At 44.2% G+C, this 15,295-nt stretch carries 23 protein-coding genes and 2 pseudogenes; 23 read left to right on the top strand and 2 right to left on the bottom strand.

Going from position 1 to position 15,295, the window contains the following annotated elements:
* Window positions 1-1,537: pseudogene (locus tag ASJ81_RS09680) on the bottom strand (hypothetical protein); the annotation flags it as partial.
* A gap of 1,822 nt (window positions 1,538-3,359) precedes the next feature.
* Window positions 3,360-3,605: a hypothetical protein gene (locus ASJ81_RS22150; RefSeq protein ID WP_141241653.1), complete on the bottom strand. Its 246-nt coding sequence runs from the start codon at window positions 3,603-3,605 to the stop codon at window positions 3,360-3,362.
* A 53-nt stretch (window positions 3,606-3,658) separates the two neighbouring features.
* On the opposite strand from ASJ81_RS22150, the gene rpl3p reads away from it, so the two are divergent.
* The 23 genes and pseudogenes from rpl3p (at window position 3,659) to ASJ81_RS09795 (ending at window position 15,187) form a co-directional block, all read left to right on the top strand.
* Window positions 3,659-4,672: a 50S ribosomal protein L3 gene (gene rpl3p, locus ASJ81_RS09685; RefSeq protein WP_095644290.1), complete on the top strand. Its 1,014-nt coding sequence runs from the start codon at window positions 3,659-3,661 to the stop codon at window positions 4,670-4,672.
* Window positions 4,673-4,678: 6 nt separating this feature from the next.
* The gene (gene rpl4p / locus ASJ81_RS09690; RefSeq protein WP_095644291.1) at window positions 4,679-5,440 is read left to right on the top strand and encodes a 50S ribosomal protein L4; all 762 of its coding nucleotides are present in this window, start codon (window positions 4,679-4,681) and stop codon (window positions 5,438-5,440) included.
* Window positions 5,437-5,685: a 50S ribosomal protein L23 gene (locus ASJ81_RS09695; RefSeq protein ID WP_095644292.1), complete on the top strand. Its 249-nt coding sequence runs from the start codon at window positions 5,437-5,439 to the stop codon at window positions 5,683-5,685. Before rpl4p ends, ASJ81_RS09695 begins: the two co-directional genes overlap by 4 nt.
* Window positions 5,686-5,695: 10 nt before the next feature.
* Window positions 5,696-6,412, top strand: a complete 717-nt coding sequence (locus ASJ81_RS09700) for a 50S ribosomal protein L2 (protein WP_095644293.1) — start codon at window positions 5,696-5,698, stop codon at window positions 6,410-6,412.
* 15 nt (window positions 6,413-6,427) lie between these two features.
* Window positions 6,428-6,838, top strand: a complete 411-nt coding sequence (locus ASJ81_RS09705; RefSeq protein ID WP_095644294.1) for a 30S ribosomal protein S19 — start codon at window positions 6,428-6,430, stop codon at window positions 6,836-6,838.
* 10 nt (window positions 6,839-6,848) lie between these two features.
* Window positions 6,849-7,304: a 50S ribosomal protein L22 gene (locus ASJ81_RS09710; RefSeq protein ID WP_095644295.1), complete on the top strand. Its 456-nt coding sequence runs from the start codon at window positions 6,849-6,851 to the stop codon at window positions 7,302-7,304.
* Complete coding sequence (locus tag ASJ81_RS09715; RefSeq protein WP_095644296.1) at window positions 7,305-8,270, top strand: 30S ribosomal protein S3; 966 nt, start codon at window positions 7,305-7,307, stop codon at window positions 8,268-8,270.
* Complete coding sequence (rpmC, locus tag ASJ81_RS09720) at window positions 8,270-8,473, top strand: 50S ribosomal protein L29 (protein ID WP_095644297.1); 204 nt, start codon at window positions 8,270-8,272, stop codon at window positions 8,471-8,473. Before ASJ81_RS09715 ends, rpmC begins: the two co-directional genes overlap by 1 nt.
* On the top strand, window positions 8,463-8,795 hold the full coding sequence (rnp1, locus tag ASJ81_RS09725) for a ribonuclease P protein component 1 (RefSeq protein ID WP_095644298.1): 333 nt from the start codon (window positions 8,463-8,465) through the stop codon (window positions 8,793-8,795). The genes rpmC and rnp1 overlap by 11 nt, the downstream gene beginning before the upstream one ends.
* A 4-nt stretch (window positions 8,796-8,799) precedes the next feature.
* Window positions 8,800-9,129, top strand: a pseudogene (locus tag ASJ81_RS09730) (30S ribosomal protein S17).
* Window positions 9,126-9,524 (top strand): 50S ribosomal protein L14, encoded by a 399-nt coding sequence (gene rpl14p, locus ASJ81_RS09735; protein ID WP_048108856.1) that lies wholly within the window; start codon window positions 9,126-9,128, stop codon window positions 9,522-9,524. Before ASJ81_RS09730 ends, rpl14p begins: the two are co-directional and overlap by 4 nt.
* 10 nt (window positions 9,525-9,534) lie before the next feature.
* The gene (gene rplX, locus ASJ81_RS09740) at window positions 9,535-9,885 is read left to right on the top strand and encodes a 50S ribosomal protein L24 (protein WP_095644299.1); all 351 of its coding nucleotides are present in this window, start codon (window positions 9,535-9,537) and stop codon (window positions 9,883-9,885) included.
* A gap of 13 nt (window positions 9,886-9,898) precedes the next feature.
* A complete protein-coding gene (locus ASJ81_RS09745) occupies window positions 9,899-10,606 on the top strand; it encodes a 30S ribosomal protein S4e (protein ID WP_095644300.1) in 708 nt (235 codons plus the stop codon).
* A 4-nt stretch (window positions 10,607-10,610) separates the two neighbouring features.
* The gene (locus tag ASJ81_RS09750) at window positions 10,611-11,108 is read left to right on the top strand and encodes a 50S ribosomal protein L5 (protein ID WP_095644326.1); all 498 of its coding nucleotides are present in this window, start codon (window positions 10,611-10,613) and stop codon (window positions 11,106-11,108) included.
* Window positions 11,109-11,261, top strand: coding sequence for a 30S ribosomal protein S14 (locus ASJ81_RS09755; RefSeq protein WP_048108853.1), 153 nt, complete (start codon window positions 11,109-11,111; stop codon window positions 11,259-11,261).
* 10 nt (window positions 11,262-11,271) lie between these two features.
* Complete coding sequence (locus tag ASJ81_RS09760; RefSeq protein WP_095644301.1) at window positions 11,272-11,664, top strand: 30S ribosomal protein S8; 393 nt, start codon at window positions 11,272-11,274, stop codon at window positions 11,662-11,664.
* Between the two features lie 17 nt (window positions 11,665-11,681).
* Window positions 11,682-12,212 carry a 50S ribosomal protein L6 gene (locus tag ASJ81_RS09765; RefSeq protein WP_095644302.1) on the top strand — a complete coding sequence of 177 codons (531 nt, stop codon included), beginning with the start codon at window positions 11,682-11,684 and terminating at the stop codon, window positions 12,210-12,212.
* 10 nt (window positions 12,213-12,222) lie between these two features.
* The gene (locus ASJ81_RS09770) at window positions 12,223-12,660 is read left to right on the top strand and encodes a 50S ribosomal protein L32e (RefSeq protein ID WP_095644303.1); all 438 of its coding nucleotides are present in this window, start codon (window positions 12,223-12,225) and stop codon (window positions 12,658-12,660) included.
* Window positions 12,661-12,662: 2 nt separating this feature from the next.
* Entirely contained in the window at window positions 12,663-13,115 is a 453-nt protein-coding gene (locus tag ASJ81_RS09775; protein WP_095644304.1) for a 50S ribosomal protein L19e, read from the top strand.
* Window positions 13,116-13,130: 15 nt separating this feature from the next.
* Window positions 13,131-13,655 carry a 50S ribosomal protein L18 gene (locus tag ASJ81_RS09780; protein ID WP_095644305.1) on the top strand — a complete coding sequence of 175 codons (525 nt, stop codon included), beginning with the start codon at window positions 13,131-13,133 and terminating at the stop codon, window positions 13,653-13,655.
* Window positions 13,656-13,664: 9 nt separating this feature from the next.
* Window positions 13,665-14,291 carry a 30S ribosomal protein S5 gene (locus tag ASJ81_RS09785; protein WP_095644306.1) on the top strand — a complete coding sequence of 209 codons (627 nt, stop codon included), beginning with the start codon at window positions 13,665-13,667 and terminating at the stop codon, window positions 14,289-14,291.
* A 1-nt stretch (window position 14,292) separates the two neighbouring features.
* Window positions 14,293-14,754, top strand: a complete 462-nt coding sequence (locus ASJ81_RS09790) for a 50S ribosomal protein L30 (protein ID WP_095644307.1) — start codon at window positions 14,293-14,295, stop codon at window positions 14,752-14,754.
* 10 nt (window positions 14,755-14,764) lie between these two features.
* Window positions 14,765-15,187 carry an uL15m family ribosomal protein gene (locus ASJ81_RS09795; RefSeq protein ID WP_095644327.1) on the top strand — a complete coding sequence of 141 codons (423 nt, stop codon included), beginning with the start codon at window positions 14,765-14,767 and terminating at the stop codon, window positions 15,185-15,187.
* The last annotated feature ends 108 nt before the right edge of the window (window positions 15,188-15,295 follow it).

Below are 15,295 nucleotides of genomic sequence, written 5' to 3' on the forward strand. Positions count from 1 at the left end.
TTATTGATTCGTTACCCTGATTTCCTGTATAATTTCCATTTCCTGTGTAATTTCCGTTTCCTGTTATTGACTCGTTATCCTGATTTCCTGTATAATTTCCATTTCCTGTGTAATTTCCGTTTCCTGTTATTGACTCGTTATCCTGATTTCCTGTGTAATTTCCATTTCCTGTTATTGATTCATTACCCTGATTTCCTGTGTAATTTCCATTTCCTGTCTTTGACTCATTACCCTGAATTCCTGTGTAATTTCCATTTCCTGTTATTGACGCATTACCCTGAATCCCTGTGTAGTTTCCATTTCCTGTCTTTGACTCATTATCTTCTATTGTTTCCTGAATCCCTGTGTAATTTTCATTTCCTGTCTTTGACTTATTCTCTTCCTCTACTGTTTCCTGATTTTCTGTACTTTTGTTTTCTTTTATTTTATACAGTTCAAAATTTAAAAGAGGAATTGGCGACTTAGTGACTTCTTCTACTGTTTCCTGATTTTCTGCACTTTTGTTTTCTTTTATTTTATACACTTCGAAATTTAAAAGAGGAATTTGTGGTTTAGTATCTTCTATTGTTTCCTGATTTCCTGTGTAATTTCCGTTTCCTGTTATTGACTCATTTTCTTCTTTTGCTGTTTCCTGAATCTCTGTGTAATTTCCTTTTCCTGTTATTGACTCATTATTCTCTTTTACTATTTCTTGAGTCCCCGTGTAATTTCCTCTTCCTGTTTTTGACTCATTCTCTTCTTCTACTATTTTCTGAGTCCTTGTGTAATTTCCTCTTCCAGTTTTTGATTTATTCTCTTCTACTGTTTCCTGATTTTCTGTACTTTTGTTTTCTTCTAATTTATGAACATTGAAATTTAAACGAGAAATTTGTGACTTATTATCTTTTTCTACTGTTTCCTGACTTCCTGTGTAATTTCCTTTTCCTGTCTTTGACTCATTATTCTCTTTTACTATTTTCTGAGTTCCTGTGTAATTTCCTTTTCCTGTCTTTGACTGATTATCTTCCCCTACTATCTTTTGAGTTTTCGTGTAATTTTGTTTTCCTGTTTTTGACTGATTATCTTCCCCTACTATCTTTTGAGTTTTCGTGTAATTTTGTTTTCCTGTTTTTGACTGATTATCTTCCCCTACTATCTTTTGAGTTTTCGTGTAATTTTGTTTTCCTGTTTTTGACTGATTATCTTCCCCTACTATCTTTTGAGTTTTCGTGTAATTTTGTTTTCCTGTTTTTGACTGATTATCTTCCCCTACTATCTTTTGAGTTTTCGTGTAATTTTGTTTTCCTGTTTTTGACTCAGTGTCCTCTGTGTTACCTTGTTCTCTACTTACTATACAGTAAGAACAATTATTCTCAGTATTATTACTTACTTTAATATTTGATTCGTGTACAGTTCTGTCGCTTACCTTGCTATTTGTGCTGCTTTCTTTTCCTGTAGCCGATACTGATATTACTAAAAAAACAAGAATAAGAGCAATAAAGATTAATCTCCACTTCCTACCATATGTTTCGTTATGAATCCCTGTTTTTCTCTTCAATCATTACACCCCTTAATTATTCTCTTTTCTGCTTAACTTCGGGTTTCTGCTTAATTTCGGGTTTCTGCTTAATTTCGGGTTTCTGCTTAACTTTGGGTTTCTGCTTAACTTTGGGTTTCTGCCTAAGCTTATAATTTTATATTTATTTATACAGTTATATGTAATCTTAAGTTTTATTTCAACATGATTTGTTATTTTGCAAATTTGTTAAGTTAAATTTCTTTTATTGTAATAATTTTAAGGAATTTTAAAGCCGCTTAAATATTTTTAATGAACTATTTTCTGTAAAAGCTTTTTCTTTTTTCAAATTTTTTCTCTTTGAATAACACTGTAGTAATTATAATATCATTGAGAACTCTAAGTCCACCTATCTTGACTTTTCATTACTTAAAGTATTCTTTCTTAGTTCAAACTCTTTTAGTAAATTTTCCTTATGGATTTAACTTGATTCAATAGGAATTTTACTTCTAGAGCCAGTTTCATGCAGGTTGCTGGCTGACCTGCTGGATATATCTCCAACAATCATATCCTATGTAATAGCTTCATAGATACTGAGGTAACTGTTTCTGAAAAGACTATATATCAGGATTTTGGATGTTAAAACAGAAGCTTGAATTTTATACGCCAATATGAGGAAAATAAAGAATTCCTTATCCTTCAAAGGCCATATAATAATTCAGTTCCAAGATATTATATTATAAAACAAATTCTTAAATGTTTTAGCTCAAATGTACACAATTTGCCAGTTATATAATTTAGAATACGCAATTTTTGAAAAATATCTTCCGAGAAATGAAATATATAAAGAAAGAACTAAATATATCTCTCTTTTATTTATTTGCACAGTCAGGCAGACCATAACCTCAGTACTGGATTATAATCTCACATGCAGGTGTCCTAAACTTAAATATAAAAATATAGATAAAACTCAAAACACCAGCATAATATCTAAAACAAGAATTATAGAGTTTTAAGCAAACTTCAACTGACAAATTCATCCGATCTCAAAAATGTTTTTGTAAAGGGTGATCGATTACAACTTAAAGCTTATAATTTACAAGTTTGCGTATAATCTAATATAGGCTGGTATACGTCTACTCTATTATAGTAGGCTTTGGTATACATCTTCTCTATATAGTAGGCTTGGTATACGTCTACTCTATTATAGTAGGCTTGGTATACGTCTACTCTATTATAGTAGGCTTGGTATACGCCTTCTCTAATTATAGTAAGCGTAGTATACGTACTTCTAAGCCGACATATGGTCATTTGCCGGCCGAGAAGTAGAGCTAGTATTCTTTTGACTATAGTTTCTAATATTTCAACTTCAATTTGGTAACAATAAGCTTAACTCTTTAATCTATTTACTTGTCTCTTACCTGAAACGGATTTTTTCTTTCTGAATTCTCTTCTCGCCCTACAAAGGCTTTATATATTAGATGTGCTATCTAAAGGCAAAGTACATCCGAGATGGAAATTTCACGCATTTTAGTGTTTGAAATTATCTAATCAGATCAATGTGATGCTTAATGCTAATATCCTGGAAGTTTCCGGGATATAGGGTTTTCTGCCGTTTTTTACGGGAGATTTCCTGCATTGAAGATAAATCCAGTGAGAAAAGTCGGATCAACATGAGTGTAAAAGGGCCAATGCTTTGAAACGCCCGCTTTTGGTGTCTTGACGGCGCCTAAAATCGCACGAAACTGTTCAGGTTTTCGATGAGTCGCGGTTGCAGTTACTGAATACTGAGGTTTCAAATCAGGGAACTGAATTCAAAATCAGGTTACTGAATACTGAAGTTTCAACTCAGGCTACTAATGTTTCAAATCAGGGCCGGATGCCTGGATTTGGGTCTGCCAGGATCGTAAAATCGGTCCTTTAAGAGTATGCTCCTGCTAGACAAGCTGGGAAGAGGATCGGATATTTGCAGATGCCTGAAGGAATTAGGGTACCGGGAGCAATAAAGCTCTGGTCTGCTCGAGGCATATCTGCCAGGCAGGTCTGAAAGACGTCCCTCCCCACCTGGTAGCGTTCGGGGAATCCAGTGCATTTTTCTTTTGCTACTCATGTTGAGCCGACCGGAGGGACTGGCATTTCAACTGAAATTTACGGAGTAGAAATATGGCAAGCATACACCGACCAAAACGAGGTTCCCTCGCATTCAGTCCGCGCAAGAGGGCAAAGAGCCACATTCCACGGTTCAGGTCCTGGCCGGAGGCTACAGGTGAACCAAAGCTACAGAGTTTTGCAGGGTACAAGGTGGGCATGACCCACGTGATCATGGTTGATGACATAAAGAACAGCCTTACCCAAGGTATGGAAATTTCCGTGCCTGTTACTGTCATCGAAACTCCTGCAATAAGGGTCGCAGCCATCCGGGCTTACGCAGAAGACAGCACCGGAGAAAAGGCAATTGCTGAAGTCTGGGCAGCAGATCTGGATCCTGAACTTAAGCGCAGGATCCCTATACCAGCAGCCGAAAACATGGCCGAAACCCTTGGAAATATTGGAAAAATGATAGAAGAAGGCAAGGTAAGCGACATCAAGGCAGTTACCTATACCCTGCCAAAGAGCCTTACCGGAGTCCCTAAAAAGACCCCAGACATCATGGAATCCGGAATTAGTGCCAGAGATCTCAGTACCAAATTCGAGTATGCAAAATCAATTCTCGGCACTCTTGTAAGCGTCACCGACGTTTTCAAAACCGGAACACTTGTTGACACGGCTGCTATTACTATCGGAAAAGGTACTCAGGGCCCAGTAAAGCGCTGGGGTATCCAGCTCATGAAGGGTAAGCACTCCAGGCAGGGCAGCCTTAGACAGGTCGGTACCCTTGGAGGTTTCAACCCTCGCCACGTTAACTGGAGAGTTCCACAGATGGGTCAGACAGGATACCACCAGAGAACCGAGTTCAACAAGCGCATCCTTAGGATTGGGTCCGATGGGGAAGAAGTCACTCCAGAAGGAGGCTTTATAAACTACGGCCTTGTCCGTGGAGACTATGTGTTGATTAAAGGCAGCGTTCCAGGACCTTCAAAAAGGATTATAAGACTTAGAGATCCGATCAGGGCTAAGAAAGCCGATCTTGGTGAACCGAATATCCTTCGCATAAGCAGGGAATCCAAGCAGGGGTGAAGTTAAATGGCTACAGCAAAAACAATAGACCTCACAGGGAAGGTTGTCAGGGAGATTGAGCTTCCCGATGTGTTTGATGTGGATTACCGCCCTGACCTGATTAAAAAGGCAGTGCTTGCGGCACAGGCAAACAGGCTTCAACCCTATGGTCCCCGTCTCTACGCAGGCATGGAAACTTCCGCAAGAGGCTGGGGTTCAGGGCGAGGCACATCCCATGTTCCAAGGCTCGTAAACAGCAGCAGAGCTGCAAGAGTTCCTCATGCAAGAGGCGGAAGAAGAGCTCACCCACCAAAACCGGAAGCTGACAGAAGCGAGAAAGTCAACACCAAGGAACGCCGCTATGCAATCCGCTCCGCAATCGCAGCAACAAGGGATCCGACTCTCGTAAGCCTGAGAGGCCATATCTTTGAAGCCGAACTTCCTATTGTTACGGAGAACGCTCTTGAAGACCTGGACAAAACAAAGCAGGTAATAGAATTCCTGCAGGCTATCGGAGTCTATGAAGACGTGCTCAGGGCAAAATATGGAAGACATATCAGAGCCGGCCGCGGAAAGCTAAGAGGCAGGAAATACAAGCACAAAAAGAGCATCCTTATTGTTGCAGGGGAAAATGCCCCTATCCTGAAGGCTGCAAGAAACCTCTCAGGAGTAGACATTGCAACAGTGGACTCACTTAATGCCGAACTGCTCGCACCTGGCACTCACGCAGGACGCCTAACTATCTGGACAGAATCCGCAGTTGAGAAACTGGAGGGTGCATTCCAATGAGTTCAATCAATTATCCTTTTGTTACTGAAAAAGCGATGATGTTGCTTGATGAAAACAAGCTTCAGTTTATCGCGGATACCAGGTCAAACAAAAAGCAGATCGTAGAAGACGTTGAAAAACTGTACGGGTTCAAAGTAAAATCCGTGCGAACCATGACCACCATGAAGGGCACGAAAAAAGCAATCCTGACATTCGAAGATCCTGAATCTGCACACGAGATTGCAACCCGGATAGGACTTATGTGAGGTGTGATGTATGGGTAAAAGAATCATATCACAAAATAGGGGTAGAGGTACTCCGACCTATAGAGCTCCTTCTCACAAGTACAAGGCAGAACTGAGGCATCCTCGCGTTGACGAGAATACGTCGATTCAGGGGAAAATCATTGATCTCGAGCACGACCCTGCTCGCTCAGCTCCTATAGCAAAAGTTGCCTTTGAAAATGGAGAAGAACTTCTCCTGCTTGCTTCAGAAGGAGTTGCAGTAGGGAGCACAATCGAGTGTGGAGACGATGCCGATGTCCAGCCAGGAAATATAGTTCCCATCGGAAAGGTGCCTGAAGGTTTCTTTATCTGCAACATCGAGTCGAAGCCAAATGATGGTGGCAGATTCGTGCGTTCTTCCGGTGTATACGCAACTGTCGTAACCCATGAGCCTAACAGGACTGCGGTGGCAATGCCTTCAGGTAACATTAAATGGTTAAATCCGAAATGCAGAGCAGTTGTCGGTATCGTTGCAGGAGGAGGCCGGGTTGACAGGCCATGGCTCAAAGCAGGGAAAAAGTACCACAAAATGAAAACAAGAGCTGCAAAGTATCCCAGGGTTTCAGGAGTTGCCATGAATCCGCGTGACCACCCATTCGGTGGAGGTGCATGGAAACATCCGGGCAAGCCTACAACAGTTAGCAGAAACGCTCCGCCTGGAAGGAAGGTCGGACTGATTGCAGCTAGAAGGACCGGAATGAAGCGCTGATGAGGGGTATTCGTTATGGCTAAAAAATTATCATCAAGATTACCAAAGAGAAAGGGTGAATATACCTACCGCGGGAAAACCGTCTCAGAACTTCAGGAACTGAGTCTTGAAGAATTTGCAGAACTCCTGCCTTCAAGGGAACGCAGGAGCATTAAACGCGGGTTTACCGACGGGCAGAAAAAAGTTCTGCATGATTTCAAGGAAGGAAAGAAGGTCAGGACTCATCACAGAGATATGATCATTCTACCTGAAATGATCGGACAGACGATTGAAATCCACAGTGGGAAAGGCTTTGTGAGTGTAGACCTTCAACCTGAAATGATCGGGCATCGCTTCGGAGAATTTGCACCCACAAGATCAAAGGTTTCACACGGCAGTGCCGGTGTGGGAGCAACCCGTTCAAGCAAATTCGTGCCGCTGAAATGAGGTGAGAGGGATGGCAAGAATTAATTATTCAGTTAAGGGAGACCCTGAGACTACCTCTAAGGCTATGGGTTCTGAACTCCATATTTCCCCTAAAAAGTCCCGTGAAGTCTGCTGCAAAATTAAGGGCATGAAAGTTGCTGAAGCAAGAAAGTTTTTAGAAGATGTAGTTGCTTTAAAGCAGGCAGTACCCTTCAAAAGACACCACGAAGGAACTGGACACCGAAAAGGTCCAATGGCTGCAGGCAGGTACCCTGTTAATGCTTCAAAAGAGATTCTCAAAATCTTGAAGAATGCAGAAAGCAATGCCGAATATAAGGGTCTTGAACCCGCAAACATGTATATTACCCACGCTGCAATTCAGCGCGGGAGGGTAATTCACGGGTTTATGCCAAGAGCTAGAGGACGGGCCACTCCCAAAGACACAGACACTGTAAATATTGAGATGATTCTTTCCGAGGTGCGCTAAATGGCAATAGAAAGAAAATTCGTCAATGACGGGTATGTTAAAGCCTCTATGGACGAGTATTTCGCAGAACAGCTGAACAGAGCTGGATACGGCGGTATGGAGCTTAACAGGACTCCTATGGGTACCCAAATCATTATCTATTCTGAAAAGCCTGGAATGGTAATTGGGAAAGCCGGAAAGGTCATCAGAAAGCTTACCAGGGACGTTGCAATCAAGTACAATCTCGAAAACCCACAGATTGACGCTCAGGAAGTTAAGAAACCTGAACTTAACGCTCAGATGATGGCATCAAGGCTTGCAGCTTCAATTGAGAGAGGCTGGTACTTCAGAAAAGCCGGACACAACACAATTCGAGCAGTCATGAATGCAGGCGCCCTCGGCTGTGAAGTCGTAATCTCAGGAAAGCTTACGGGTGCCAGGTCAAGAGTTGAAAAATTTATTGACGGGTACGTAAAGCACTCTGGACACCCTGTAGAAGAGGTCGTAGACGAAGGGTTTGCAGTAGCAGTCAAAAAGCTCGGAACCCTTGGTTGTAAAGTTAGGATCATTCAGCCGGACGTTATCCTGCCTGACTCATACAGGATTAAGGAAGCAAGTGAGATTGTGACTGAACCGGTTGAAAAACCTGCCGAAAAATCGGCTGAAAAGCCCGCTGAAGCCCCTAAAAAGGAAAGTGTGGCAAAGCCGCGAGCTCCCGCAGCAACACCTGCAAAACCTGTAGCAGTACCTACAGAACCAGTGGAAACACCTGCGAAACCGGTAGAAGCAACTGAAGTTGCAGAGCCTGAAGAAGCCGAGGAAGAACCCCAGGCTGAAGTAGCAGAAGACTTTGAAGAAGCTGAAGTCATTCAGGTCGAAGGCTCAGATGAACTGCGAAGACAGGTCAACGGAGTCTGGCAACACAAACACGAAGGTTACGACTACTGGCATCCCATGGCACGGGTTCATAAGGAGGCTAAGGAATAATGGCAATCCTCAGAGCCAGCGAAATCCGGAACATGTCACTTGAGGAACGGGCTGACGAACTCGAGACACTGAACAGTGAACTGGTCAGGGAACGTGCCCTTACCTCCGCAGGCGGAGCTCCTGAAAACCCGGGAAGAATCGGAGAAATCAGGAGAACGGTTGCCCGAATAAAGACAATTCAGCATGAGCTAAATGAAATCTAAAGTGGAAATTCTACCTTCGACCCTTATCTACCATGAATTGATAGGGCTCGAAATTCAGGTGATTCGTTCCACTAATCCAGCATTGACAGGAATCCGCGGCCGAGTGATCGACGAGACGAAAAATATGTTAGTCATAGAAAACTTAAAGTCGCGGGAACTGAAGATTCCAAAGGCGGATTCGGAATTTCTCTTCCGGATCCCTGCCGAGCTCTCAGAAAAAGGCCGCAGATCCGATACATTCGTTAAAATTCAGGGAAACCTGCTGCTCTCACAACCCGAAAATCGGATCAAGAACATCAAAAAGTTACGTAAATGGGGCTAAACTCATGGCAAGAGATATTGGATTGAACATACCGGCGCCATAAGAAGAATGTGATGATTCATACTGTCCCTTCCACGGAACACTTCCAGTAAGAGGTCAAATCCTTGTGGGCACCGTGGTCAGCAGCAAGATGGATAATACGGTAGTTATTGAAAGGCAATACATGAAATTGGTGCCGAAATACCAGAGATACGAGAAGAGACGCTCGAAGGTTCACGCACACAACCCGCCTTGCATTTCAGCTAAAGTCGGGGATATCGTTACGATTGCAGAATGCAGGCGTATAAGCAAAACGAAGTCCTATGTGGTAGTTAAAGCGGAGGTGCCCAAATGAAAGGCATACGCTCCAACATCCCAAGGGCTCTCAATGCAGGCGCCAAGATTCCCTGTGTGGACAACACAGGAGCCAAGGTCGTTGAGATTATTTCTGTCAAGAAGTACAGAGGGGTCAAGAACAGAATGCCCTGCGCAGGAATTGGGGACATGTGCGTTGTCTCGGTAAAAAAAGGCACACCCGAAATGAGGAAGCAGGTTCTCCTTGCAGTAGTGGTTCGCCAGAAACAGGAATTCCGCCGTCCGGACGGATTACGTGTGTCCTTTGAGGACAATGCCATGGTAATCACGGATGAAGATGGGATTCCCAAAGGCACGGACATAAAAGGTCCTGTAGCAAGAGAAGTAGCTGAGAGGTTCCCCAAAATCGGGACCACAGCATCTATCATTGTCTGAGGTGGCGAAAATGGTATCCAAACAGCCGAGAAAGCAGAGAAAGGCAAGATATAATGCGCCTCTGCACATCAGACAGAAATTCATGGGTGCAAGGCTCAGCGAAGAGCTCTCCAAGGAGTACGGTACAAGAAGCGCCGCAGTTATCGCGGGTGACACCGTGAAAGTCATGCGTGGAGACTATAAGGGTACTGAAGGAAAGGTCCAGACTGTTTCTCTTCAGGATAGCACAATTTCTGTGGACGGAGTTATTTCCACCAAAGTGGATGGCACCGAAGTCCCAAGACCCATATACCCCTCCAATGTTATGATTACAAAACTGGAACTGAAAGACGGGCGCAGAGCATCAAGCATTAAGAAGTGAGGCAGGTGATTTTGTGACACACCAGAAAAGATTATCAATCCCAAGAAGCTGGAAGGCCGGGAAAAAAGGTTATAAATGGGTCTCCACCACCCGCCCGGGGCCTCACAGTCAGGCACGCAGTCTTCCGCTTGGAATCGTAATTCGCGATATTCTCAAGCTTGTAGATAATAGCAGGGAAGGCAAGAGGATTCTCTCGGAAGGCAAAGTTCTTGTAGATGGGATTCCCAGAAAAGACCTAAGGTTCCCTGTCGGGCTTTTTGACGTAATTACACTCCCTCTCGTAAATGAAACATATAGAATGTTCCAGGATGAAAAGGGACGTCTGGCCCTTCACAAGTTGAATGAGACAAATGTTAACAAGTTGTGCAGGATCAACAACAAAATTACTCTCAAGGGAGGAAAGGTGCAGCTTAATCTGAACGATGGGACTAACATTCTCGGTTCTAGCGAGTATGGCACAAAAGACTCTTTGATTCTCTCAGTACCTGACAAGCAGATTGTAAAGCACCTGCAGTTCAAGGTCGGCAACCTGGCAATGGTAGTAGGCGGCCAGCACTCTGGAGAAATCGGAAAGATTACGGAGATCCGAGAAGTTAAGAGTTCCAGACACAATACGGTTGCGATTTCCGGGGAAACCGATTTTGAGACAATTGAAGATTACGTGATTGTCATTGGCGAGGACAAGCCGGAAATACGGCTCGGTGGTGAGGTAATTGAGTAATGTTATGCGCACCCCTGTTGTTGAGAAGGTAATTATCCACATGGGTGTTGGAGAAAGTGGCCAGCATCTCGTAAACGCCGAAGAAATCCTCAGGACTATCACAGGGCAGGGAGTTGTCAGGTGCTTTGCCAAGAGGACTCTTCCGGCCTTTTCGATCAAGAAGAGCGAACCCATAGGCTGCAAAGTGACACTTAGAGGCCAGAAAGCTCAGCAGTTTCTCGAGACTGCTCTTGGCATCGTCGATAAGACTCTTGTCAGGTCCCAGTTCGACTCCCTTGGAAACGTCTCTTTCGGAATTGAAGAACATACTGATTTTCCGGGCATGAGGTATGACCCGAATATCGGGGTTTTCGGAATGGACATAACAGTTGTTATCAAACGCCCTGGAGAAAGAATCTGCAAGAGAAGGATTGCAACAAGGAAGATCCCGGCTAACCACAGGGTCACAGTTGAGGACGCAGTTGCTTTCCTTAACGAGAGCTATGGAGTGGAGGTCGTGTAAATGGCAGAGAATATAAATAAATCCGGAAGAGGAGTAAACGTGTGCAAGCGGTGCGGAAGAAAGCAGGGACTTGTCCGTAAATACGACATTTACCTCTGCAGGCACTGTTTCAGGGAAATTGCCCACGAGATGGGCTTTGAGAAGTATTCATAAGGTGATTAAAATGGTATTACTTGATCCTCTTGCAAATGCCCTTTCCACAGTTAAGAATGCTGAAGCTATTGGGAAAAGTACCTGTATTATCAGGCCCGCTTCAAAAAATATTGGCAATGTGTTGAAGGTTATGCAAGATCTTGGCTACATTGGAGAATTCGAGCTTATCGATGACGGAAAAGCCGGAGTCTACAGTGTCACCCTTGTGGGAAGAGTCAACAAATGCGGTGCAATCAAGCCGCGGTATTCAGTAGGGACTGACAGCTTTGAACGCTGGGAAAAACAGTTCCTGCCTGCAAAGAACTTTGGTGCCCTTATAATTACTACTTCAAGCGGAGTTATGTCCCAGTACGAAGCCCGTGAGAAGAAGATTGGTGGGCAACTTCTTGCTTATGTGTACTGAGCTGGAGGGAACAGGAAATGGTTAAGGAAATTGCAAGAAAAATAGAGATTCCTGAAGGAATTTCCGTCTCTTTATCTCAGGATGTATTTACAGCCAGAGGCCCGATGGGAACTGTAGAAAGAAAACTATGGTACCCTGGAATCAAGATCGAAGTCAGGGACGGCGAAGTAGTAGTGGATGCCCAATCTTCCAGGAAAGAACAGAAAGCCATGGTAGGCACTTTCACTTCCCACATCAAAAACCTGATGAAAGGCGTAAATGAGGGTTTTGAGTGCAAGATGACTATTCTGTACGCTCACTTCCCTATGCAGGTAAAAGTTGATGGGAAGACTCTCATAATCGGAAACTTCCTTGGAGAAAAGAAGCCAAGAGTTGCAAAAATCCTTGGCGAGACAAAGGTTAAGGTATCCGGAAATGAGGTGACTGTTTCCGGAATCAACAAGGAAGATGTCGGGCAGACTGCTGCAAATATTGAACAGAAGACCAAGATCAAGAGATTCGACCCAAGGATTTTCCAGGACGGAATCTACATTGTGCAGAAGCCCTGAGGTGGTTATGATGGCAGAAGAACTCAAATCAGAAAATACTTCAGTTTCCACCCTTGATATGGACTCTGAATCCAGGCGATTATTCAATGTGAGAAAAGTCCAGAAGGGGAAAAAGCCCCAGTTTAAGAGAGCAGCCTGTCATAAATTTAAGAGGCTTGACAGCAACTGGAGGCGCCCGAGAGGTTCTCAGGGTAAACAGCGTAGAAAATACGTCTCAAAAGGTGCTCACGCGCAGGTGGGATATGGAAGCCCTGCAGCAGTAAAAAGCTTGCACCCATCCGGTTATTCTGATGTGCTTATTTCCAGCGTTGCTGAGCTTGAGCTTGTTGATCCTTCTTATGAGGCTATCAGGATAGCATCGACAGTAGGCGCAAGAAAGAAAGCTGTTATTATCACAAAAGCTGGAGAACTTGGTATTAAAGTACTGAACCCTGGAAGGAGTGAATAAAAATGTCAGATCTGGCCAATCAAAGAAGGTTAGCCTCCAAAATTCTCGAATGCGGACTTGACAGAGTATGGCTTAATCCGGAAGCCTCTGAAGAGATCGCGTCAGCAATTACCAGGGAAGATATTCGCGGGCTCATTGAAAAAGGCACTATTAAGGCCAAGCCGGTCAGAGGAGTCAGCAGAGGCCGAGCCAGAGCTCTTGCTGCCAAGCGCAAGTATGGGCACTGTAAAGGCCAAGGTTCAAGAAAAGGTAAGAAAGGGGCCCGCACTCCAAAGAAGGAGCAGTGGATGAAAAAGATCCGGGCGCTTAGAAGAAGGCTCAAGGAACTGCGTGCAGATGGAACACTTGACAAATCCGTCTACTGCAGACTTTATAGAAAAGCAAAAGGCGGCGAATACAGAAGCGTTTCCCACCTGAACTCCCATATTGGGTCTGAAAAACTGTTAAAGAAATAACCGGAGGAGCTAAATATGGCAACAGGACCGAGATATAAGGTTCCTTTTAGACGAAGAAGAGAAGGGCGCACTAACTACCACCTGCGACTCAAGTTACTGCTCTCAAAGCAGGACCGTGTGGTTGTCAGGAAGAGTACAAGAAATGTTCAAATCCAGTTAATAGCTCCAACCCCAGAGGGGGATATAACTTATTCCTCAGCCGTTTCGAGTGAGCTTGCTAAGTACGGTTATACAGGGGCTACCGGAAATACAACGGCTGCGTATCTTACAGGGTTCCTTTTCGGGCTTAAAAGCTTGAAGAAGGGATATGAAGGAGGAATTCTGGATATAGGACTTCAGGCTTCCTCTGCAGGCTCCAGGGTCTATGCTGCGCTTAAAGGCATAGTAGATTCGGGTTTCGAAGTCCCTTGCAGCCCTGAAGTTTTCCCTTCGGATGAGAGAGTCCGGGGAGAGCATATTGCTGAATATAGAGAAGAGAGCTCAGACCTGCCAGAGCAGTTTGAAGCAACCAAAGAGAAAATCTTTGCTGAATTTAGTTAAGGTGATTAAATGGCATTCGATGAACAATGGGTTCCAAAAACCAGGCTTGGAAAATTAGTCATGGAAGGACAGGTTGCTTCCATGGAAGAAGCAATCAGATCAGGCCTGCCTATTAGGGAACCCCAGATAATTGATATGCTGCTTCCTGACCTGGAAGACGAGGTACTCGATATTAACATGGTTCAGAGGATGACTGACTCCGGACGCCGTGTAAAATTCAGAGCAACCGTAATCGTAGGAAACAGAAACGGCTATGTAGGGCTCGGGCAGGCAAAGGATGTGCAGGTAGGACCTGCTATCCGTAAGGCAATTGATGCTGCAAAGCTCGACATCACTTACATCCGTAGAGGCTGCGGCTCATGGGAATGTGCCTGTGGTCTGCCTCACACTGTTCCTTATGAAGTTACCGGAAAGGCAGGCAGTGTAAGCGTAACTCTTATTCCGGCACCAAGAGGTCTTGGAATTGCTGCAGGAAATACTGCAACCAAAGTGCTGGAAAAAGCCGGAATTAAAGACGTATGGACCAAGACCTTCGGGACTACACGGTCTACCCTCAACTTCGCAAAGGCAACCTTCGATGCCCTTAACCATGTCAATATCATGAGGCTGCCAGTGTACTGTAAGGAGGAAGCCTGAGATGTATGCCATTGTTAGGTTGAGAGGTCAGGTTAATGTCCGGTATACGATTGAAGATACAATGAAGATGCTTCGTCTGCAAAAGGTTAACCTCTGTGTGCTTGTACCCGAGAACCCTCATTTCAAAGGTATGGTTCATAAGGTGAAGGACTACGTTGCTTATGGGAAAGTTGACGCAAAGGTTCTTGCAGAGATCCTCGAAAACCGTGGAAGACTCGAAGGCGGTACTCGCCTGACTGAGGAACACATACGGGAAAACACAGCCTATGATTCAATTCAGGCTTTTGCCGAAGCTGTAATTAACGGAGAAACTACCCTTAAGTCAGTTCCCAAACTGAAGCCTGTTTTCAGGCTTCACCCTCCAAGAAAAGGACATGCAGGGATTAAAAGAACCGTGCAGCAGGGCGGCGAGCTCGGAGACCACGGTGATAATATCAATGAGCTCCTGCACAAAATGAGATAAGGTGGTTGAAATGGATACAAAGAAGTTCAGAGGATCCAGGACCTGCGGAGGCGGTACTCATAAAAACAGGCGTGGAGCCGGAAACCGCGGAGGCCGTGGAAAAGCCGGAGGTTGTAAACACCACTTCGTAAGAGCTATGTTGAGAGGGTACAGCTACGGAAAGCACGGTTTCAAGTTACCGGCTGAGATTTCCAGGGACCCTTCCATAGTAAATGTGGGAGAACTTGATGAACTTGCTTCTTATCTTGTTGAAGAGGGGCTTGCAGAAATCAAGGACGGTGCATACCACATTAACCTTGAAAATCTCGGAATCGAAAAAGTACTCGGAAGCGGACGTGTTACGAAGAATCTTGTAGTTACTTCTGAAGATTTCTCCGCATCTGCCCGCGAAAAAATTGCAGCCGCTGGCGGAAGTTGCGTCGATGCCGAATAAGTAATGTCACCTGACATTACTTATTTTAATTCTTTTGGTAACTTTTTCATATTAGATGTTACTATACTTACCAATGTCTTACGGTAAAACGTGATCTTACATTTTAAA

Origin of the sequence: Methanosarcina spelaei (assembly GCF_002287235.1) — an archaeon.
In the GTDB taxonomy this organism is placed as follows: Archaea; Halobacteriota; Methanosarcinia; order Methanosarcinales; family Methanosarcinaceae; genus Methanosarcina; species Methanosarcina spelaei.